The sequence below is a fragment of the Streptomyces diversicolor genome, from assembly GCF_057537855.1.
Map to the genome: position 1 here is coordinate 1 of NZ_BAAJXA010000013.1, position 21,284 is coordinate 21,284.

Sequence of the window (21,284 nt, forward strand, 5' to 3'; positions counted from 1 at the left end):
GTCCGGGACACGGCGGCTCATCCGACCAAAGCCCCCTCACCCACGAATCCCAGATTCTCGTGGCGGCCTGCTCCACGCCCATCATCCCAAGTCAGCGTCAGGCGCTCACCCGCCACCAGTCCCAGAAAGGGAAGTGCCCATGCCGAGCACCTCTCTCCCACCCCTATTTCACCGACGACCACCTGCGTCTCCAGCTCCAGGCGCAGAACACCGCCGAGAAGCACCTCGCTTCGCTCACTCCGCAACTGGAGAGCCGCGGCCCGCATACCGACCACAACGTCCGGCGCATACTCAGCAAGACGGATGGCTCGGCGTCCTGATCGGATCCGAGTGGGACGGCATGGACGAGGGACACGTCGCCAAAACCGCCATACTCGCGGCGATCTCCCGGGTCAATGCCGCGGCCGGCGCGATCCTCCAGGCATCCATCCTCGGTGCCGCCCCCATCGCCGAGTACGGCAGTACGCAGATGCGCCGCAACTGGCTGCCCGAGATCGCCGCAGGTCGTATCTGGCCCACCATCGCCACCACGGAACCCACCACCGGCAGCCACGTCCTGGCGATGGAGACGACCGCCCGCCGCAAGGGCAAGGATTACATTCTCTCCGGTGAGAAGGACCTCGTGGGCAACGCCGATCTCGGTGACGTCCACTGCGTCATCGCCCGCACCGGCAAACCCCTTCACCCCAAGAGCCTCACCGCCTTCCTCGTAGAGAAGGACACACCCGGCCTCGAAGTCGTCCACAGACCCCTCAACGGGCTGCGCGGCTTCTCCGTCGACGGCCTACGCCTGAGACGGGTCCACGTCCCCGAGACCCACGTCATCGGTGAGATCGGCGACGGCCTGGCCGTCGCGCTGCTGTCCTCTGTCGTCTACGGACGCCTCAACCTGGCAGCCGTCGCCCTGGGCGCCCACCAGCACATCCTCGACATCACCGCACAGTGGGTATCCGCCCGGCCGCGCTACCAAGGACTCCTCAGCGACCTGGACACCGTCCGCCACCGCATCGCCGAGATACAGCACCGCCTGATGACCGCCGAACTCGCCGCCTACCACGCCGCATACCTGCTCGATGCGGGCCAGCCATGCGACGTCTGGCTGTTCAACAGCAAGCTCACCAATCACCGCGCCGGCGTCGCCTCCGCAGAGGACGCCAAGCAACTCCACGGCGGCCACGCCGGACGCATCGGCAACCCCTGCGAACAACTACGGCGCGACATCGACCTCATCCACGCCCCAGCCGGCCCCGACGACCTCCAGCTCAAGCGCCTTGCCGAAGCAGTGCTCGGCCCGACCCGCACCGAGTGGTCCGCACAACACGCTGCCCGACGCCATCGCTGACCCCTCCCCCGACCCACCCATGGAAAGAACATCCCATGCCCCATCCTGACAGCGAAAAAGCCTCGCTGGCATATCCGGCGCTGACGGCACGCAAGAGAAACATCCTTGCCTTCATCGCAGCATCGACCAAGAAGAACGGATACCCGCCATCACTACGCGAGATTGACGAAGCCGCCCAACTGGAAAGCACATCCAGCGTGGCGCACCACATCAGAAGCCTGGAGAAGATGGGCCTGCTCAAGCGCGACCCAAGAATCCCCCGCACCTACAACGTCGTAACCGACTCCGAAGCCCCGGACCCGACTGCCTACACGGCCCCTGTGTGCAGCCTGCTGATCCCCGACAACAGCGCCGAGCCTGAGACAGAAATGCTGCTTCAGGTCAAACTCAACCCCGCCAGGATCAGTGGGACCATCGCGGGACGTTCTCACTGTTCTTGGCCCCTACCCGTGGCGCGTGGCGCCCGATTCAGGCCTCGCCAAAGACCGGAAATTCGGCGACGAAATGGACCGCCAGTTCACCGATGACGCAAGGGCCCGCCCCATGTGCTGAGCCTGTTTGATCAATTCTCGCATCACCCGGCGGGGGTTACCCACAAGGAAAGAAAAGCCGTGTTACAGGCGCATCCAGAACGCATCACGGTGGCGCTGCACGCCCAGGATCCCGTATCGCAGGCCGGGGTCTCCAGCAACCTACGCCCGCCGCCCGAAGTCACGATCGTCGAATGGGGCCCTTGGGACCCTAACGCTGAGGAGCAACCGCAGGTGGTCGTCGCCGTCCTCGATGCCGTCGATGACGACGACCTTGACCTCGACGGCGGCACCGCCACCATCCGCCGCTCCCTCCAGCGGACCCGCAGCCAGGGTCTGACCGTCCTGAACACCAAGACCCTGGCCTCCGAGCGGCGCATCGCCCTCCCTACCGAATGCCTCAGTTCCCTCAAGATCCACCAGGAAAGGCAGCAGGAAGAGCGTCAGACGGCCGGGACGGGCTGGATGGGCAACCGGCTCGTCTTCACCACCCCGAAGGGCAGGCCGCTCGACCCCACCAACCTCACCCGCCGCCTCCTTCACAGCGCAGGGCTCCGGACGATCCGCTTCCACGACCTCCGACACTCGACCGCCATCCTCCTCCTGGAACAAGGCGTCGACCTCGTCGTGATCAAGGAACTGCTCGGTCACGCCCACATCGGCGTCACCGCCGGCGTCTACGCCCACGTCCGGCTCCGCCTCCAACGCCAAGCAATCGACCGGCTCACTGCCGCACTCACCGAAGAGGGCGGTGGCCCTCACGAGCCACCGCCCCCGTCAGCCGTCCGCTGACGTTGCCGTCATGGCCTTCTACCAGGCCATGACGGCATGTGTGTCAATTCATCGCTCGCCAAACTCTCCAAGCTCACCAATTAGCCGTTGGCGGGCCGCGTCCAACCGCTCGGAGTACGCGGAATCAAAGATCGACGACAATTGCGTTTCCAGCGTTCCGCTGATCCTGAACAGAGCAGACCAGACAGCTCGATCGTCGACGAGCGTCGAGAAATCTTCTCGATGCATAACGCGGTTCATCCAGTCGGACAGGACGAGCGCCTGATCGTCTGTCAACTCAATCTTCACGGAGATCTCTCTTCAGCTCGCAGCTCTCATGCCGACGGCTCACCATTACAGCTTCCCATCCCGCAGCAGGTAGGTCAGCTGATCCCCACTGGATCGCCACCCGCCGAGGTATTCTCCGACATTCGGACCGTTCGCGGCGAATGACGCGTGAAGCCCCGTGTCGTCTACGTAGTGGATGGCGGCCTGACCCCTATAACTTCCTTGGATTTGGCGCGTTCCCGGGTTCTTCACGAACTGCTCAATGGCACGAATGAACGCCTGGCCATTCGCCTTATTGTATGGGCCCTTCACGCCGAAGTCCTCGGCATGCATAACTCCCTGGTCGCTCGTCCGCATGTAATGATGCGGAAGCTTGTCGGACGACATCCAATTCGTTCCGCACCCGGGCCCGCTGTTGTGAACGAGTACCGGCGTCTCCCCCGCCAGCACATAGTACGTGTGGGTGCCGTTGATGGTGAGGTCGTGGGTGGTCTGTCGCTCGGTGAAGTGGCGAGTTTCTGCGACCCTCGCAGTGGCGCCCTTGTCAGTGCGTAGGGTCATGCCCGGCTTCAGGTCGCCGGCGTTGACCCAGGCGTGTTGCGAGGGTGACCAGAAGGGGTGGGTCGTTGTCGCGATGAGCGATGCGCCCGGGTTCGTGCTGGTGTCGTGGGCCTGGGTGATGGTGAGGTCGACGAAGTCCTTGTCGTCTTCGGTGATGATGGTGGCGGCGACTTCGCGCGTGGTGGTCTTGCCGGTCGTCGGGTCGGTGGCGACGATCTTGTCACCGACCTGGATCTCCTCGATGGGTTTGGTTGTGCCGTCGGCGAGTAGTACGTCGGTGCCGGGGACGAAGCTGTGTTTGAAGCACATGGCGCCGAGACGTGCGGCGACGGAGGCTGCTTCCTCGCCTCCCCTGAGGAGCTTGGCGGCCTTTCCGATCTTTCCGAGTGGAAGGAATCCGGCGGCCGTCCAAAGGCAGCCGCGGGCGCTTCCCTTTGCGCAGCGGACGGCGTCAGGGATGCCGGTGAGTTCGAGGAGGAGGTCCGAGGAGGGGCGTATCCAGCCGAGGGCGTTGGCTGCTTTGCAGAATTCCGAGCCCGGGTCCATCATGCACATGCCCTCGGACCAGCGCATGACCATGGAATCGTAGGTGGTACTTTTGTATCCGGCGTAGCCGCGTGCCCTGAGTTGTTCCTCGGTCGGAACGGCGACACCGGCGAGTACGAGTTGCTCGTCACCTGACGGGGTTTTCGAGCTCTTGTTGGTCACCGTGGACTTGGGTTTGCCGGCGGTGGAGTACAGGACCTTGCCGCTGTGGTCGTAACAGGCGCTCGTCGTGCAGCCGGGGCCGTTGTCCGGGGTCCACGCGGTATCAGGGTTGTTCGCGCTGCATCCGTCGCAGAACAGGCCGGTGGCGTCGTTGCTGGTGACGGGGCTGTTCCCGGCGTAGCCGTAGCCGGTGAGGGATTGTGGGTCGCTGGTGTCGAGGAGCGGGTCGACGCTGAGGAAGCGGCCGAGGCTGGAGTCGTATTCGCGTGCGCCCAGGTGGGTCAGCCCGGTGGCCTTGGTGTCGTCCGTGCCGCCGACGAAGCCCTTGGTTCCGGGCCAGGTGGCCGGTTCGGGGCCGCGGGTGCCGCCGAACGGCAAGGTGCGCCGCTGGGTGAGCTTCTGTGTGGCGGCATCGACGGCGAGCTGGGCTGTGCCCTGATGGTCGGCGAGGGTGAAGGAAACCGATCCGTTGTCGCTCTGGACGGCCTGGTGTCCTCCGCCGAGGTCGAAGTAGCGGGTGGCCTTCGCCGTGGTGGAACCCTTGGGCAGGGTGATTTCGGTGGCGCCGAGGTAGAGGGTGATCTCGGTGGGGGTGCGTCCGATGAGACGTTTGCCGTCGGTGTCGTAGACGTACTCGGTGGCCTTGGCGGTGCCGCCTTCGACGGGCTCGGTGACCCGGGCGAGGTGGCCTTCGGCATCCCAGGTGAGGGTTTGTGCCGTGCCGCCCAGGGTGCGGGTGGTGGTGTTTCCCGTGTCGTCGTAGGCGAAGGTGTCCAGGGCGGTGCCTGTTGGGCCCGTCGTGGTTACGGAGCTCAGTGCGTGGGGCCGTGTGGTTCCCGGGTCGGGGTAGGCGTAGGTGCGTTTGGTGTCTTTGGCCGTGTCGCCGGTGGTGTCGTGGAGGGTTTCCGTTTTCCGGTTGCCCACGAGGTCGTACGTGTAGGACGACCAGTAGGGGGCCGGGCCGCCGAGCGTGCTGCCGCTGGGTGTGGTGGCGCAGGTGCTGGTGCTCTGGCTCCAGGCTTCGGTCAGGCGGGCGAGGTAGTCGTATGCGAAGCACTGGGTGTCGGCGCCGGAGCGGGAGACGTCGGAGACGGACAGGACGTTGCCCGCCTCGTCGTAGTGGTACGTGTTGCTCTGGTCGACGCCGGCGATCTCTTCGCGGTCCACACGGGAGGTGGCCAGGCGTTGCGTGCCCCACTCGTAGGTGTCGCTGACCCAGGTCCTCTTGCCAGCGCTGTTGGACAGTTCGTACTGGAGTGGTTTGCCCGTCAGGCTGTAGTTCGTTGTGGCCTTCACGCCCTGGCTGCCGGTGACGGCGATCGGGCGCAGGGTGTCGTCCTCGTAGGTGTAGGCCACGGTCGCTGCCGCGAGGGATCCCGCCTTGGGATAGCCGACGCCCTGGACCGTGCCGGAGACGTTGTATGCGGTGGTCGATATGTAGGTGCCCTGGAGGGCGCCTTCGGACGCCGGAATGGTCACGGACGTGCGCGTGGGGCGGTAGAGGCGGTCGTAGGCGACGACTTTGGTGGTGTAGGCGTTGGCGCCTTCGTACCGCGTTGTTTCGGCGAGTTGGCCTTTGGCGCCGCTGATGGTGTCGTAGGTCCACGAGGCGCGCAAGGGGCCGGTGGCCGCGTCCTGTCGCAGTTCCGTCTGACGGCCGAGGCCGTCGTATGTGTAGGCGAGCGTGGTTTCGCGTGCGTCCGTGGTCGTGGTCAGCTGACCGCGATCGTCGTAGGTGCTGGTGGTGGTGCCCTTGTCCGGGTCGGTGGCCTTTGTCTGCCGACCGAGCAGGTCGTAGGTGTAGGTCCAGTCGTTGCCCGCCGCGTCGGTCAGCTTCTTCAGCTCGCCGCGGGGCGTGTAGGCGTAGCTCGTGGTGTCGTAGGCGGCCTCTGCTGCGCGCGCATGGTGCTGACGCAGTTCGGTCGTCTGCCCTCGGGCATCGATCAGTGTGGTGGTGGCGGTGCCGCCGATGGGCGGAATGACGGTGACGCGGTCACCACCGTAGATCGTCCGGATGGTGGACAGGACTGTGCCGCCGTCACCGTTGCCGGCGATTTGCTTTGCCTCGGTCTGGCGGCCGAGGCCGTCGTAGCTGTAGCGGTGCTGCGTCTCCACCGCGAGCGCGTCGGCCGGTTTGAACAGGTCTGCGGCCGGGGCGCCGTTGGTGTAGTAGGTCGCGAATTCCTTGGCGGCCAGGCCACGTTCGTCGTAGAAGGTGTCGGTGAGCAGACGTCCGCCGTCGGGACCGGGATCCTGGGTCTGACGTGGACGCAGGAATCCGTCGTAGAGGGTGTAGGAAGTGCGCTGGACGCCGTTGTTGCCGAGGGTCTTGGTGCCGACTGCGACTGGCTTGCCGTCGCTGACCGTGTAGGTGAACTCGTACGTGGGTGTCTGACCGGTGAGGCGGTCAGCAAGCCACACCTTGGCCGAGCGGCCCAGGGCATCGTAGGCGAAGTTGGTGACCTTGCCGTTGGTGTCGGTCTGGGTCAGCGCCTGGCCGCGCAGAATGTCGTGAGTGGTGGTCGAGGTCTGCGCCGTAGCCGTGTCGCCGGCCTTCACCGGGGGCGTGGTTACCTTCACGCTGGTGGCGAACCCTGCGGTCGGAGTCCGCTCGGTCGTGGTCGTGCGTCCGTCTGTGCGCACGGTGCGCGTGATCGCTCCTGCGGCCGAGACGGTCACGTCAGCGGTGAGGTCGGTGGTGGTCGTCGGCCGGCCGTAGGAGTCGTAGCCCGCCCCGGATTCGAGGTAGACGGCGGTGGTGCCGTCGTACTTCTTCAGTACCGCGTTCGCGGTCGCGTCTCCCTTTGCAGGCACCGCGGTGTAGGTGCCCCCGTCGTAGGCGGTGCGGACGTCGGAGATCACGTCGTCGGGGCGGCTGACCGTCTTGTCACAGGCCTTGGCGACCGTTTCCACGCGGGAGGGTAGCGTCAGGATGTTGTCGGTGGTGTTGGTGGCGTACGTGGTGCGTGTGCATCTGTCGTCCGTGGCGGTGCTGTCATCGCCGAAGTCATCGACCCGTGTGATCCGCCCGGCCACCGTGTCGTAGGTGTTGGCACGGGAAGTCGTGCGCCACTTGGCGCCAGCACCGTCGTCGAGCGAGGTGAAGGACTGAGTGAGGGAGGTGCCGCTGAGGTTGGCGGTGACCGTGCCCCAGTCGCGGACCTTCTTCGCCGTTTCATGGTGCCAGGGCCGGTTGACGGTCTTGGCCAGCACCTTGCCGCCGGGGCCGGAGTAGCTGACGGTCTTGTAGGCGAAGCCGGCCACCGACTCATGGTCGGCGATCGGATCGCCCTCGCTCAGGGAGACAGTCACGGACTTGGTGCCGCCCGAGGTGTCCTTGCGGTCCCCGTCCATGCCGCGCAGGAAGTATGTGTCCGATTGTGTCTTCATCTCCGACGCACCGCCCTGGCCGCCGGTCTGCACACGAACCCGGCCGTAGCCGCGCCACTGCGACCAGGTTTTGAACTTCTCCTTCGTCAACCCGTCGTCATCGTCGTAGTGCCAGGCTGCACCGCCCATGTAGTCGTATGCGGTGACTTGGTCGGGGGCGCCGCCGGTGCGGTCGGTGGCCGTCACCGAGGCGACCACGTACTTGTTGAACCACTGCCGTTCCGGGTCGTCGGTGACGCTGCCTCCGATGTACTGGGGGAAGCAGCGGGTGGTGTTCGTCTCGGGAGTCGGCAGGGAGCCCCAGTCACAGGCCGGGGCCGAGTAGTCGACGTCGATCTGACCGCCGGACTCGTCCGCGACCGAGGACAGGCGATCCTTGATGAAGGGGGCGTAACCGTCGCCGGTCTTGTCGAGGCGGTTGGCGAGTTGGGTGTAGGCGAAGGTTGTCTTCGGCAGGGTGATCGCCGGGGTAGCGGTGTGCCCGGTCCGCTGTACGGAGTCGAGCAGGAGTTGGTAGTCGGTGTCGGCCATGCCCCAGCGGTGGGTCAGCTTCCACGAGTCGACGTTCTTGTACACGCTGCCGTCGTAGACCTGGGTGGTTACCTCAGTCAGCCGCTTGCGAGTGAAGAACACAGGGAAGACGCGGCCCCGGTCACAGTCCTCTGTTCTGTCGCAGTTCAGGTCCCAGGGTGTGTCGTACCAGTAGAACCCGTCTGCTTTGATGTCGGAGCAGGTGGTCGAGGAGTCGGGAAGGCAGCGCTCGTTGTTGTTGAAGGCGACTTTGGCCAGTGCCTTCGTCCCGTACATGGAGGAGGACTTCAGGCCGTACTCGATGCGGGCGAGGGTGCCGCCTCGTTCGTAGGGGGTGTTGTCGGCGGCTTCAAGGTTGCGGCCGTAGGAGTTGGTCTCCTTGTTGTAGTAGTAGGCGATGGCATTGCCGTGTGTGTCGACCACGTAGTCGAGGTTCCATCTCCAGGCCTGCCGGCACCAGGAATCGGCGAACGCCGAAGCGTGGCAGGGCTCCGCCGTGTCATCGCCGAAAACGGGAACTGTCCAGGTGGAGTCTGTGGTCTCCTTGCCGTCCGTCCATCCGGGCAGGCGGTTGAAGCCGAAGTAGTAGTGGGTGCCGTCGGGTGTGGTCAACCGCCAGTACTCGCCGTTGTCATCGCCGTTGCCCCGGGCGCTGGAGGTAAGACGGTCGATCTTGGTTCCGTCGTCGTCCTTGAGCCTGAAGGAGTCGGTGCCGTTCGGGACGAGTTCGCCGCCCTTGCCGTTGAAGGTGATGAACGCGTTGTCGTAGGCCCAGCACACATCGCCCGGGATGTGGCCGTCGGCGTTCTTCACGTCGTCGTCGGAACAGGGCTTGTAGCGACGCTCGATGTAGCCGGGCCATAGGTCGAAACCGTCGCCGACCCAGGATGCCTGGTTGTTGGTGTTGCCGGTCCGCCCGTCGATCGAGCCCGAGGAGTAGGACAGTCCGACGCTGGGGGTCAGACCACCCGGCACCTCGGGCACCGGCATGTTGTACGACCAGGAGAAGTCACCGGTGTTGAGGTGGTGCTCCATGTCGACGACGGTGCCAGCGACGTCGCCTTGTAATCTCCGTTCTCACTCGCCGTTCCCGCAACAGCAGCGAGCACGGTCGTCGAACCGGCGCTGAGGAGCACGTCCTGCGCGGTCAGTGTCTGCTTCTCGGTGTCGTTGACCGTCGCGACCGGCTCGCTGGTGCGGCACCCCTTCTTGTCCGGTGCCGTAAGCACGCAGGCGGGCAACTGGACCAGCGTCAGCCGGGACGCGTAGTCACCGCCATAAGCGTCGGCGAATCCCGAATAGTCGACCGTGGCCCGCACACGACCGGACTGCGACGTGTCGCGCGTGCTCTCAGGGCGCAGGGTGAACAGCAGCCCGTCCACGCCTGCCCTCTCGGCAGCCTCGCGGCTCAGTACACGTGCCTCCACAGGCCCACGGGCAGGCTTCTTGCCAGCCTTCAGCCGAGTGTCGAGCGTCAACGGCAGCCCCTTGGCACGCACAGATGCCGTGGAGTACTTCGCGCCGGCTGGGGGCAGTTCGACCTTCGCGGTCGCTGTCTTCGGCCAGGCCGCGTCAGGGGCCACTTGTGGGGTGCGCGGTGCCTTCATCAGTGTGCGCGGCTTGACCTTGCCGGTCGCCCCGGGGACAGGTTTCTCTGATGCCGGCAGGTCAGGGCGGCCCCTGCCGTCGTCCGCCGCAACGGCCGGCTGTGTCACTGCCTGCAGGAGCGTGCCGACCATGACGACGGCCGAGACCAGCGCGACGCGTCTCCGCAGTGCTCCGAACCGCTTGCTCGATCTGGCGTTCATCCTGTTGTTCGTCCTTCGCTGCAAGGCCTGTGTGCTCACCGCACACACAGCGGCGGAAGCTGAATGTCAAGCGGGGAATCTTTGCGGGCGCTGAAACCGCGCCCGCAACGGATGCACGTCAGTCGGCGCCGGGTACGTCGGTGTCCATGCCGGGCTGGCCGGTGGCCAGCAGTGCGATCTGGGCGCCCGTCAGCGCGCCCTGGAAGGCCCACACATCGGACACGGCACCCGGCCAGTACTCGCCCCATGTGCTGGTTCCGGTCTTGGCCCGGCCCAGTTGCCATGGCTGCGACGACTTGAACGACAGCACGTCGTCCGCCCAGGAGAACCTGTCTGCACAGGAGGTGTCGTCCGGCTCTCCGTCACCGTCCGCGTCCACGCATGCGACCGTTTCCAGCTCACCGTTGACATACAGCGACAGATGCTTGGCAAATCCGTCGTAGACCACAGCCAGGTGGGTCCAGTCAGTGGGGCTGAAGAACTGCCCGTTGCCGACCTGAACAACCGCGGGCGTAACCGTGTCTTCGTCGGGCATCGCGATGCGCCACCGTCCGGGATCGGTGTCTGGGGTGGCACTGGGCTCGTAGCGCACCGCGAACGCGTTCTGCGTCGTACCTGGTGCGCTGAGCAGCGTCACCTCGTGCGCTGGGACGGCGGCGGCCTGTGCCCACGCGGCCACGGTGAAGCTGGCGCTGGTGTCCAGCGGAGCGGTGGAGGTCACACCGTAGTCATCGACCCCGTCGACGGTCACGCCGCCATCGACCCAGCCAGGGCCCACCTGCGCGCCGCCGTTGAGTGTCATGGCGTTGCCCGACGCGGACGCGTCCGGTGTGACCAGCGGTGAACCCGAGGCCGTCGCGAACGTCCAGCGTCCCTTGACCAGCGGCCGCTGGCGGAACATCTGCTGGACCTCGGCGGCAGAAACCGGGCGGTCGAAGAAGCGGACGTCGTCGATCTGGCCGGGGAAGAACGAGGCCAGTTGTCCGTCGTAGGAGCCGGCACCGATCTGCACCGCACCGCCCGCGTACCAGTTGGCCTGCAGATCCGTCTCCCCTGCCTTGACCCCGTTGACGTACAGGATCAGCTTGTTGGCAACCGTGTCGTGCACACCGACCAAGTGCGTCCAGGTGTCGCCGTACGCGGTCTGGCCGTCGGCCTGCATGGCCCGGATCGGGGTGGCCTCGGAGGAATCGGCCGAGTACTGGTTGACCGCCCAACGGTCGTATGCCTTGGAGTAGTACAGTTCCAGGCCCGGCCGGTAGGTGCCCGTCTGCGTTGCGATGATGGCCGCATGGTCCGGCTTGGTCTTCGGCAGCTTGGCCCAGGCGGATACGGCGAAGCTGGCCTGGTTGTTCAGCACAGGCCGCCCGGCGGAGGCGTAGTCGTCGATGCCGTCCAGCGTCAGTGCCTTGCCCGCGATACCCGGCTGCCCGAAGGTGGCGCCCCCCTTGATGGCCGCGTTGGGGACCTGAGCCCGGCCGGTCAGCTGGGTGGCGTCGGCCGGATCGTCCATCGTGAACACTGCCCGCGCGGGACGGCCCGTGGTGATCGGCTCCTTGCCGTACAGACGGGTGACCTCGGCGGCGGAGATCGGCTTGTCGAAGATCTGCAGCTCGTCGATCGCACCGGGGAAGAACGAGCCGGGCTGCCCGTCGTAGGAGCCCGCACCGATCTGCAGCCCCCGCCGCGCGTCCCACGGCGAGTCATACGCCGCGGTCCCCGCCAGCTGGCCGTTCACATACAGCTTCAGCTCATCACTGCTGGCGCTGAAGGTACCCACCAGATGCGTCCACTGCCCCGCCTGCGCTCCGCCTGCCGATGCCTGCATCGCACGGGCGATACCGGCCCCCGGTTCGTCGGCCTTGTACTGGTTGAACGCCCAACGGTCGTACGTCTTGGAGTAGTACAGCTCGAACCCGGGGGCGTGGTTGCCCGGCTGCGCCGCGATGATCGCGGCGTGATCAGGCATCTGGGCCAGCTTCGCCCACGCGGAGACGGAGAACCCTGTCGAGGTGTCTACGGTCGGGATGTCAGTGACCGCGTAGTCGTCCTGGCCGTCGAAGGACACCGCCGTGCCCTTGGCACCCGCGGCCCCCGGCACAGCACCACCTCGCAGTTGGGCCGTGCGCTCGGGCGCCGATCCGGCCGCCGCCCCCGCGCCGGACGCGTCGTCCATCTGCCACATGACCCGCTCGGGCTGCCCGGCCTTGACGCGGAACTTGTAGGTGTGGATCTCACTGCCGTTGCCGGCCTGGTCGAACGCCTGGGCCGTCACGAAGTTCAGGCCAGGGTTGGTCGGCAGCACTTTCGCGAGCTTCGCCGCGCCCCCGGAGGTGGAGACCGCGTTCTTCGAAGTGGGGTCGCCGTTGAGGCCGTACCAGTACCTGGTCACATCGCTGTTAGCGCCCTTGAGGGTGAAGCTGCCATATTTTCCTACCCCGTCGTACCACGGGTCGTCCGGGTTCTCCGTATCAGAGGGCGGGTAGTCCCCGGACGAAACCGCAGGAGCCTTGGGCACATTGGTGTCGTAGACGAAGTAGCAGGCCGTCAGATCACCCGACCATGACCACGGTGAGTACTGGGCGCCGTCGTAGCTGCGGGCGTACCAGCGGACCTGTTTGTTCTCCGGCACCGAAGACGGCAAGCTGACAGCGAAGGTGGAACCAGACGGCTTGGACGAGGTCAAGGCGGGTTTCCACCGGGCGATCATCCCCTTTCCGTCACCCGAATCCCATTTGGCTTGGAACTGCACTGCGACTCTGTCGCCATCGGGGTCGGTGACCTCGTTGGCGTAGACTTTGCCCAGGGTGCGCACGCGCGCCGCCTCCGACGGCTTCTTGCAGGTTCCGCCGTACTCCATCGTCAGCTGCGACATTTTGATCTGCGACGGCGGCCGGTTGTACTCCACCCGCAGAAACGCGTCGTCCGAGAAACGCCTCCAGCCGTACGCGTCCAACTCATCGCCGGCCTGCCGAACGTCATCGTCGACCATTTCTTGTCTGCAGCCTGCTGCACCGCCGACTTCACCTTGAATTCGGCATCCTTGGCCGCACACCCGTCATAGCCGTACGCGAACGAGGCCGTCGTCAGATGGTCGATCCAAAACCCCGGAGCATTCTGCGAATTCCACGTCGTCGACGACGAGATCCCCTTCGTCCGCCACAACTGCACACTCCGCTCATTGCAGGACGCCGACGACGTGTTGCGCACCACGAACTCCGCCGACAGCACCGACTTTCCCGCGAACCTCGACACCGGAATCTGGTAGAAAAGCCGCTTCGTGTCGTACGGCTTGCAGTAGGCCCAACCGCAGTAGCCCATACCCGCATCCGAGTCGCCGTTGAACTTCCACTGCGGCGAGGACGCCCAGTACTTCGACGCCATGGTCCACGCCGTCGCCTTGGGCGAGTACCACTGCGGGTCGATGAACACCGGATACACCGTGTCCTCACCCCGCAGGACCTGCGTGTCCGGCTTCAGCACCATCTCGTCCTGGCCGGCCTCGACCTCCACATGGACCGGCGCCAGCTTCCCCGATTCCCCCGCGCCCGGCTCACCACCATCTGAACTCTCCATCACTGCCGCCGACGGCTGCGCCTTCGCGGCCTCTTGCGTCGATGTGCCCGGGCTGGAGTCCCACATGAGCGGCTGCGGGGCCTCAAACACCGCGCCGTCGGCTCCCCGGTCCACAGCCTCCAGCCCACCGCCGCCGGTCTCCCTTACGTCCACGCCCGCAGCATCCAACTCCAGCCGCAGCTCAGCCAGTTTCGTACTGGCAGCCGCCTCGGCCGACTTCACCACCAGCAACTGCGTGAACCCGTCCTCCTGCGCCCCCAGCCTCAGGTCGACCCCCGGCAGCACATCCACATACGTCGCCGTGTCACCCTCAAGCTGCGGAGAGGGAAGCGCCCCCGGCCACGAAAGCGCCAGCTCCCGTCCGGCCTTCGTCATCCGCACCATCGGAACGTCACCGCCCCCGGAGAACTCCAGGCCCACCGCGGTGGCCTTCGGCGCCACCATGCCGTCACCCGACCTGGACAGGTCAGTGTCGATGTCCCTCCACTCACCGTCCACACGCGCCCGCACCGGACGTAAGTGCTCTCGCGCCTCCAAGCTGCCCTTCGGGGTCGCGAAGACCTCACTGCTCTCCCCGCGCAGAGAAGCGATCTCTACAGGCTTGCCCGTGCGCCGGGCCTGTGCGATGGCCTCACCCTCGGTGGCCACAGGCTGGTCGCCGGTCACGGCATCCGCCGCCGCACCTGCAAGCGCGTTACCTTGAGCTACCCCGACCCCGCTCGTCGGCGCGAGGACGCTCAACATCACCACGGCCGACAACACCACCCCCGCGGCACCCAACCGTCTGCCCACAGGCATGACACACCCTCCCCACAGAGTCTCCCCAGACCCTGCCTCTCCGTGAACGATCCCTTACAGATCGCAGTCCGGAGAGTAAAACAAGGCCCATGAGACGGTCTAGACCACCACAAGTGGACAATCGGCGTGATGCGCAGCAAAGTCCGCGACCATGACCCGCCAAGTGACATACATCACTCATGGCCCGCGCAGAACGTCCGGAGACACTGAGCTCGCTCAGTACCTGTTGCCGTACGAGAGCTGGAGACGGAGCAGGAGATCTTGCGGGAGAACGTCGCCGGCCCGGTGCGCCACCACCGGCCCCGAGCCAGCTGCCCCGCCCTCCGGGCCGGGCGGCTGGCTCAAACACATGGTGCCGTCCACCGCGAACGACATCGTGGCCTCGATCTCCGTCGGGGAGAAGGTCACCGTGCCGGGCCACAGCCCGACCGGTGCGGGCCTGCCCTTTTCCGTACCCGTCAGCGCGACCGCGTGCACCGCGGCCGGCACCGGCAGCGCCAGGGCGATGCCCAGGACCGCGGCGGCCGCGGCCCGGGCCGGGCGGCGGCTGCGCCGTGCCGCATCCGCCGATCGGACGCCTCGCGTCCCGTGGCGTCTCGTCGCCGCTCCGCCGGACCGTGCGCCGGTCGGTCCTCGTCCTCTCCCCATGGCGGGTACCCACTCGTTCACGCCCTGCCGTCTGATGCGGCCAGCCCCGTCTCGTGGCCCGGAGCCGGGTGCCCGGAAAGCATCGAAGCCCGTCCTCAGAACACGGCTCAAGTTCCCCTGGACCGCCGTCACGCCGGCGCGGCTCCACCCGGATCTCCACCGGGTGTCCAACGATCGCTCCGACGCTTTCGGGGCACCACGACGGCCGTACCGGAACCGATCGCACCGCGGCGGGCGATGGCGGACGGAAGCTGGCCTCGACCCCCCGTACGGTGTGGGCCCAGAAGCGATCACAGATCGCTCACCTGTGGAAACGCGCTTTTCCTCGGGTGATGCGGGAGCAATGACACATGCGATCCTCGCCGAAGGCCTGACAGGGCGGTTCGGCTCCACGCGCGCACTGGACGGCCTGGACCTGGCGGTCCGCGAGGGGTCGGTGATGGGCCTGCCGGATCCCAGCGGCTCCGGCAAAACCACGACAGTGCGCGTGCTGTCCACGCTGCTGCGCCCGGACTCCGGGCGGGCCACGGTGGCCGGCCTCGACGTGCTGAAGGACATGGTGAAGCTGCGCCGCAAGATCGGGCTGTCGGGTCAGTACGCCGCCGTGGACGAGGATCTCACCGCCCAGGAGAACCTGCGCACGGTCGGCAGGCTTTACCGGGGCTTCAAAGTTGAATCGGTGCGGAGGTGTCCGCGGGCTCTGCGGGTGGTGACGCAGCGTGCGTAGGCGTTGGTGCTCTGTGTTGCGGAGCCGAAGGCGTGGCGGGCGACGAGCTTGATCACGCGGTTGATGCCTTCGCTCTTGGCGTTGTTGTGGCCGGTGTCGAGGAACGCGGCGATCTCGGGCCACCAGCGGTCGACGGTCGTGGCCGGCGTCACGACTTCGGGGATGCCGGAGTCTGCGCACCAGGTGAGGAAATTCCATCGGGCGTGGCCGACTTGGTGGCGGTCCGGCCGGTGCGGGCCAGGGCGAGGAGGTTGCGCAGGCTCTCCTTCGCGATCCACGTGGTCAGCAGCGTCTGCCCGATCTGACCCTCGTCCAGCAGCGGGTTCCACATCGTCGCGAACTGCTCGGCGGTGAGGTCTTCGCGGTTGCGCAGCAGCCGGCGTCTGGCTTTCCACTCCGGGTCACCCGGTTCAGGTAGACGACCGGGGATCGCCTGCCAGACGACGACTTCCCCGCTCCCTAGTGCTCTGACCGCATAGGTTCGCCGGGTTGGCGGTCATGACGGTTGGATGTGCGGTGACGTCCGAGCCGACCGCTGGAGGCGTGGTGGCCGAGCCTGTCCGTGTGCGCAGACTGACCGACCAGGCCCGGGCCCTACACGCCTACCTGCGCTGACGCAACGCCAACGCCCGCCATCGCGACGTCCTGGCCGCCGAACGCAAGGAACGCGCCCGCATCCGCAGCGAAAAGGGCAGCCGCTGGGGCGGACGCCCCCTCGCCACCGCAGCCTGAACGACCCGGCGAACCCGTGCGGTCAGAGCACTAGCCCCGGCCCCCGTCGAGGGATCGAGCCTGCGCGAACCATCGCACATGGCCCCACTGGAGCCGCGAGCTATCCCCAATGCCGGAGCCCCGCGTAGAGGCCATGCCTCTGTCGACCAAGTCCCGACGAGCCGACGCTTCGGCCCCAGTGAGCACAGTTGTTCAGCACCTCGGATCGCACCCGCACTCCCGGCATCACACTCCCCACCGCCTCACCATGCAGCGCTGCCGCCCAACCAACCACCGCTCTCAACTCGCAACTGTGCTCCAGGGTCAACCCCCTCAGAGAACGCTTGTGTGCACCGATGACTCAGGGCATTACGCGGCGCCTCGCGCTGCCTGCATCTCGGAGCCGTCCGGAAATTTCAGGGCAGCAATATGCCACAGCATTCGAGCATAGGACGAGAACGCGGGCTCGCTCGACCCTTCCAGCGACTCTCCATTGAAGAAATTATCCCAGTAGTCCTCACCCGAGAACTCGTGGATGCGTCGGTCTTCAGGGTCTCGTAGGTTGATGGCAAGGGATGACTGGTTCGTGCCGAACCATGTTGCGATAGGATACATGCCCGCACGATCGACAAAGAGATCCCGGTCGTCCTCACCCATTACGCCGACTTTGATTTGATACCACGAAAGCATGCTTGAATCTGCCGCATTGCAGTCGAAATCAAACCCACTGAACCTGACGAGGACCGGCGGGAATGCCACGCGCCCTACCTGAACGAAAGAGAGAGTCTCACGCACCCGGCGGAACCACTCCGGAATCCGAACATGATCCCGCCGCGCATAATCGTCGAGTTGGTGACTCGATTCCCTGACAAAGCGAAGTGACCGAAAATTCTCCACGAACCCGCGAAGCCCCTCCTTCTCCTCATCGCCCAGGGAGGATGAGTTGATCCACCTCAGCGCATCACTGAACGAGCCTTCTGCTGGTTCTTCGAAATGAGTGTCGTCACGCACTGCTCAGTCCCCATTGGCAAGTAGGTCGATCTTATTGATGACTGCCTCGTAATTCCCTTCCTGTCGATCACCGGTGACTTGTTGACCGTTCTTGTCGACGCACTCCGGATGTACGTCGTGCGGGTAGCTCCGCTTCCCGTCCCATATCCACTGCACGGCCACTCCTTTCAGGTTCGCAGCCACCCCCGATATCTGTTCTGCGCCATCGAAAACACCCCGCACAGCCTTATGGAAGGCAGACTCGTACTTCGTCTGCTGATCCCCTTTGTAATAGACGGCACCTACGTGCCCCGTAGGCACCGTGAACTTCTTTCTGGGCGCACCGTCGAGCGAGTCCTCCACCGCTCTTGGAGGGGCTTGAGAGGCGTTATGAAAGACAAGGTGAGAGGTATCGCTGCGCATTTCGTGATGAAAATCGATCCACTTTTCCCCTGTCGCTATGTCATCTGCGTTCTGAGCCCTGTCGAGCACGACAAGGATGTAATCGCTCGGAATCCACTCATGATGCCCCGGCATGGCATCCCGGAATCTCTTCTTCACAAATCCACGCGCACCCTTGAAGGGCCTCTTGTTCCAGGCCTTCTCGAACAAGTCCATGTCAACTTTCACCTTCTCCCCGTCATGTTCGACAAGCTCATGCCCGCCCGTTGCCATCTTCTTCAGGAAAGGAACGATGGAAGACGCCGTAGGAATCGCCTTGCGCAGGATCTCCTTATAATCTGCACTTGTTCGCTCGATGACACCCGCCGCGACGGGAGTCGGCGGGCTCGCCTTGGCCGTGACCGAAAAGTTGGCAGGGTCCTGACCAGATGAACTCACCTCAAGGGCTTTGAGACCCTTGGGCCGCAGGCGCGCGAGGACACTTGCGATGACCCGATCAAGTGCCCGATGGCTGGGCAAGGGCTTTGACGTGGGGGCGGCGAGGAGTTCTCTGGCTTCCCTTTTCACGTCGGCACTGCGCCGCGTCTCTTTCTCCGGACGGTCTTCCGGACGGCCCTGTGGGTCCTTCTGGCCCGACCGGCGACCATTTCGGTCATCTGCGCCCCTTCCCAATCTTCCAGACCTTCCGGGCCTGATCTTGTTCCAGAGCTTCTTGCCGATTTGAGCGATCTTGGCGGCGAGCTTGTCGATGGCTCGGTTGACCGGGCGGGAGACCTTCTGGAAGGTTTGTCTGATCTTGTTGGCCAGGTTTCCGATGCCGAGGAGTGAGGCCAGCAGGCCGATGAGGAGGGGGATGCTTGCCGCGAGGGCCGTCTCGACCATCTTCGGGACGCCCGCCGAGCCACCGCCCGCGATGGCGATCACCGCGTCCAGGACCGCGTTCACGAACTCCACGATCTGGGCGCCCTGCGTCACGATGAACGTGACGATGTCGATGATGCCCTTGACGGCGCGGACGAAGGCCGACGCGGGGTTCAGCAGCGACAGAATCCAGGTGATGCCCGCGACGATGACCGTCGGGATCAAGTAGGACTTCAGTTCTTCCAGGATCGTGGACTTCAGGTCGCCCACCTCGGCCTGGATCTCCTTCGTCGCCCCGGCCGGCCCCTCCGTCGCCAGCGCCTTCGCCACCGGCACCGACTGCTCGACCTTGGTCATCGCCTGGTCGGGGACGCCCTTGCGGGTGATGCGGGCCCTGATGTTCGCCCAGGTCAGGCCCAGCAGGGAGGCGATGAGCTGGATGATCCCCTTGAGGTCGAACTTCGCCGGGATCTCTATGCCCGCCTTCACCGACGTGCCCAACAACCATGACACCAGGCCCGATTGGAGGTGCGTGGCGATGTTCGACATGAACTGCTGGAGCCCCGCGCCCACCGAACGGACCAGGTTGCCCAGGAAGCCGATCGGGTCCTTGATGATTTTCGTGATCGCGCTCGCGGCCTTGGCCAGGACGCCCATCAGGAGGTCCTTGAGTTCCTTGATGGTCTGGATGACGCCCACCACCGCGTCAACCGCCTTCTGGACCAGGCCCTTGTTCGCCTCCTGGAGCTTCTTGATCTCCTCGTCCACCGCGTTCAGCGCCTGCGTGTACTTCTGCGCCAGGCTCTGGACCAGTTCCTGCGACGTGTCGTTGACCTCCGATTCGAGGTCGTCGAACTTGGCGGCGAAGTCCTGCGCCGCCTCCTGGCCGAACTGCCTCAGGTCCGCGGGGAGTCTGTCGACCTCCGCCTTCAGGTCCGCGCGGCCCTGGGAGATGCGGGCCTTGGCCCTGCCCAGCTCCTTGCCGATCATGTCGGCGATGGACGAGATGACTCCCTGCATCAGGCCCACGTACAGCTTGCGGGACTCCTGGAAGAGCTGGTTCGCCTCATCCGGCATACCCGCGATCTTGTCCTTGGCCCACTTGGCCGGGCCCCAGAAGCCGCCGTAGCGCTTGTCCTTGTACTCCTTCATCCGGCGCTTCTGGTCCGTGTTGAAGGCGTCCCGTGCCTTCTTCTCGCCCTCCTCGAACTGTCTGTCGACCTTGCCGTCCAGACCGTCCAGGATCTCCTTGACGTCCCTCTGCGTCGCGTCGAAGACCTTCTGGAGCTTGGCCGTCACCTCCTCCCGCTTCTGTTCGTCCTTCGACTTCGTGACGCCCTTGCCGCCGTCCACCTCCTTGCCCGCCGCGCCGCGCTTGGCGGTCAGCGCCGCCATGGCCGTCGCGCCGGCCGCCGCTGCGCCCGCCTTCGCCGTCGCCAACTGCTGCTTCTCGGCGGTGCGGGCCTGCGCCGGGGCCGTCGCCGAGTGCTGTTCGGCCTTCTTCTTCTCCCCCAGCGCTTCGGTGAACTGCGGCTCGTTGCTCTTGGCCAGCTGGTCCTCGGTGACATCGGCGTCCGCCATCTGCTTCTCGGTCTGCCGCGGGCCCTCGGAGAAGTCCGTGACCTCGGGCGGCTGTTGCCGCGGCACGGCGTCGGCGGCGTTCGGCGCGCCCGGGTTGGCCGGCGGCTGGTCCGGCGTCATGGGCGTGACGTGCTTCTCCTTCGCCTGTGAGGTGTCCGGCGGTGCCGTGGTCGTGGTCTCGATGTCCTTGGCCGAGGACTCCTTGCCTTCGGTGACCTTGCCGTCGACCGCGCCCTTGATCTCGTCCGCCTTGCCCGAGTCGGCGAACTTGTCGGCCTCGTCCAGGTTCTTCGGCGCCTGTTGGTCGATCGCCTCGTTCACCGCCGCGATGAACGCCGCCTTGTCGAACTCCCCCGGCTGGGCCGCGTTCATCTTCTCCGCGTTGGCCGCCTTGCCCTGTGCCTGTCTGTCGTCGGGCGGGGCCTTCGCCGCGCCCTGCGCCGAACGGGACTCGGCGGTCGCGGTCCTGTGCCGGGCCAGCTTCTGCTTCTTCGCGGCGATGTCGGCGTTCACCTTGCGCATGCCCGGCGCCTGCGACGGTGGCGGCTTCACCGGTGCCGCGTAGCGCTGGGCCACCAGGTGGGCGACCGCCGCGTTGCCCGCGGTGCCCTGGAGGCGTCGCAGGCTCTGGAGGGTCAGGCCCCCGGCGCCCGGGGGCCGCGCCGGGGCCTGCGCCTGCTCGGGTGCGGTCGCCGGTGTCCGTTGCGGCGCCGGGTTCGGGGACTTGGCGGACGCGGTGGGCTCGGCAGGCTTGTGCGACGCAGCCTTCACCGCATCACCCGGTCGGCCGGATGACGACGACGATGGGCCCTGGCGCGCGGCGCGTGCGCAACATGTCTGCCAGAGTGCGGGGTCCAGTGGGGTGGTCCCCCAGGGAGTCGGGGTAGTGCCGAGGGCAGAGATCGCTGCCCCTTAGGGAGGCGGATCCGCTGCCCCTTGGGGCAAGGACGTCTGTACTGCGGTGCGGCCGAACGCCCTGTCCCGCGGTTCCCCGTCCCGGGAACAATCGCTCTCGCTTCCCCGGTCAACCTGGTCAACTGGTCGACCTGGTCGAGGAGACC

General features: G+C 65.9%; 8 protein-coding genes and 6 pseudogenes. 6 read left to right on the top strand and 8 right to left on the bottom strand.

From position 1 onward, the window contains the following. The 4 genes and pseudogenes from AC27LF_RS17085 to AC27LF_RS17100 form a co-directional block, all read left to right on the top strand. Window positions 1–320: pseudogene (locus AC27LF_RS17085) on the top strand (hypothetical protein); the annotation flags it as partial. 20 nt (window positions 321–340) lie between these two features. Then, window positions 341–1,342 (top strand): acyl-CoA dehydrogenase family protein, encoded by a 1,002-nt coding sequence (locus AC27LF_RS17090; protein ID WP_479659930.1) that lies wholly within the window; start codon window positions 341–343, stop codon window positions 1,340–1,342. 35 nt (window positions 1,343–1,377) lie between these two features. Then, window positions 1,378–1,869: a LexA family protein gene (locus AC27LF_RS17095; RefSeq protein WP_479659929.1), complete on the top strand. Its 492-nt coding sequence runs from the start codon at window positions 1,378–1,380 to the stop codon at window positions 1,867–1,869. A 270-nt stretch (window positions 1,870–2,139) separates the two neighbouring features. Further along, window positions 2,140–2,664, top strand: a pseudogene (locus AC27LF_RS17100) (tyrosine-type recombinase/integrase); the annotation flags it as partial. 48 nt (window positions 2,665–2,712) lie between these two features. Here the strand turns inward: AC27LF_RS17100 and AC27LF_RS17105 are convergent. The 4 genes and pseudogenes from AC27LF_RS17105 to AC27LF_RS17120 form a co-directional block, all read right to left on the bottom strand. Continuing rightward, window positions 2,713–2,952 (bottom strand): hypothetical protein, encoded by a 240-nt coding sequence (locus tag AC27LF_RS17105; RefSeq protein WP_479659928.1) that lies wholly within the window; start codon window positions 2,950–2,952, stop codon window positions 2,713–2,715. 45 nt (window positions 2,953–2,997) lie between these two features. Beyond that, window positions 2,998–9,929, bottom strand: a pseudogene (locus AC27LF_RS17110) (polymorphic toxin-type HINT domain-containing protein). Between the two features lie 118 nt (window positions 9,930–10,047). Then, a pseudogene (locus tag AC27LF_RS17115) lies at window positions 10,048–14,249 on the bottom strand (LamG domain-containing protein). 270 nt (window positions 14,250–14,519) lie between these two features. Further along, on the bottom strand, window positions 14,520–14,951 hold the full coding sequence (locus AC27LF_RS17120) for a hypothetical protein (RefSeq protein ID WP_479662972.1): 432 nt from the start codon (window positions 14,949–14,951) through the stop codon (window positions 14,520–14,522). Between the two features lie 343 nt (window positions 14,952–15,294). Between AC27LF_RS17120 and AC27LF_RS17125 the strand changes: the two are divergent. Then, window positions 15,295–15,639, top strand: a pseudogene (locus AC27LF_RS17125) (ATP-binding cassette domain-containing protein); the annotation flags it as partial. Here the strand turns inward: AC27LF_RS17125 and AC27LF_RS17130 are convergent. Together AC27LF_RS17130 and AC27LF_RS17135 are read right to left on the bottom strand one after the other, a co-directional pair. Beyond that, a complete protein-coding gene (locus tag AC27LF_RS17130) occupies window positions 15,606–15,842 on the bottom strand; it encodes a transposase (protein ID WP_479659933.1) in 237 nt (78 codons plus the stop codon). The pseudogene AC27LF_RS17125 and the gene AC27LF_RS17130 sit on opposite strands and share 34 nt — an antisense overlap. Further along, window positions 15,827–16,009, bottom strand: coding sequence for a hypothetical protein (locus tag AC27LF_RS17135; protein WP_479659936.1), 183 nt, complete (start codon window positions 16,007–16,009; stop codon window positions 15,827–15,829). Before AC27LF_RS17135 ends, AC27LF_RS17130 begins: the two co-directional genes overlap by 16 nt. A 245-nt stretch (window positions 16,010–16,254) precedes the next feature. On the opposite strand from AC27LF_RS17135, the pseudogene AC27LF_RS17140 reads away from it, so the two are divergent. Next, a pseudogene (locus tag AC27LF_RS17140) lies at window positions 16,255–16,410 on the top strand (IS630 family transposase); the annotation flags it as partial. A gap of 348 nt (window positions 16,411–16,758) precedes the next feature. On the opposite strand, the gene AC27LF_RS17145 reads toward AC27LF_RS17140, so the two are convergent. Beyond that, window positions 16,759–17,400 (bottom strand): hypothetical protein, encoded by a 642-nt coding sequence (locus tag AC27LF_RS17145; RefSeq protein ID WP_479659925.1) that lies wholly within the window; start codon window positions 17,398–17,400, stop codon window positions 16,759–16,761. A gap of 3 nt (window positions 17,401–17,403) precedes the next feature. Next, complete coding sequence (locus AC27LF_RS17150) at window positions 17,404–20,994, bottom strand: phage tail protein (protein WP_479659924.1); 3,591 nt, start codon at window positions 20,992–20,994, stop codon at window positions 17,404–17,406. Window positions 20,995–21,284: the final 290 nt, after the last annotated feature.

Excerpts from the sequence above, each read along its gene's own strand:
- AC27LF_RS17090 (WP_479659930.1), top strand. The coding sequence starts at position 341 with ATGGACGAGGGACACGTCGCCAAAACCGCCATACTCGCGGCGATCTCC.
- AC27LF_RS17095 (WP_479659929.1), top strand. The coding sequence starts at position 1,378 with ATGCCCCATCCTGACAGCGAAAAAGCCTCGCTGGCATATCCGGCGCTG.
- AC27LF_RS17120 (WP_479662972.1), bottom strand. The coding sequence starts at position 14,951 with ATGGGGAGAGGACGAGGACCGACCGGCGCACGGTCCGGCGGAGCGGCG.
- AC27LF_RS17135 (WP_479659936.1), bottom strand. The coding sequence starts at position 16,009 with ATGTGGAACCCGCTGCTGGACGAGGGTCAGATCGGGCAGACGCTGCTG.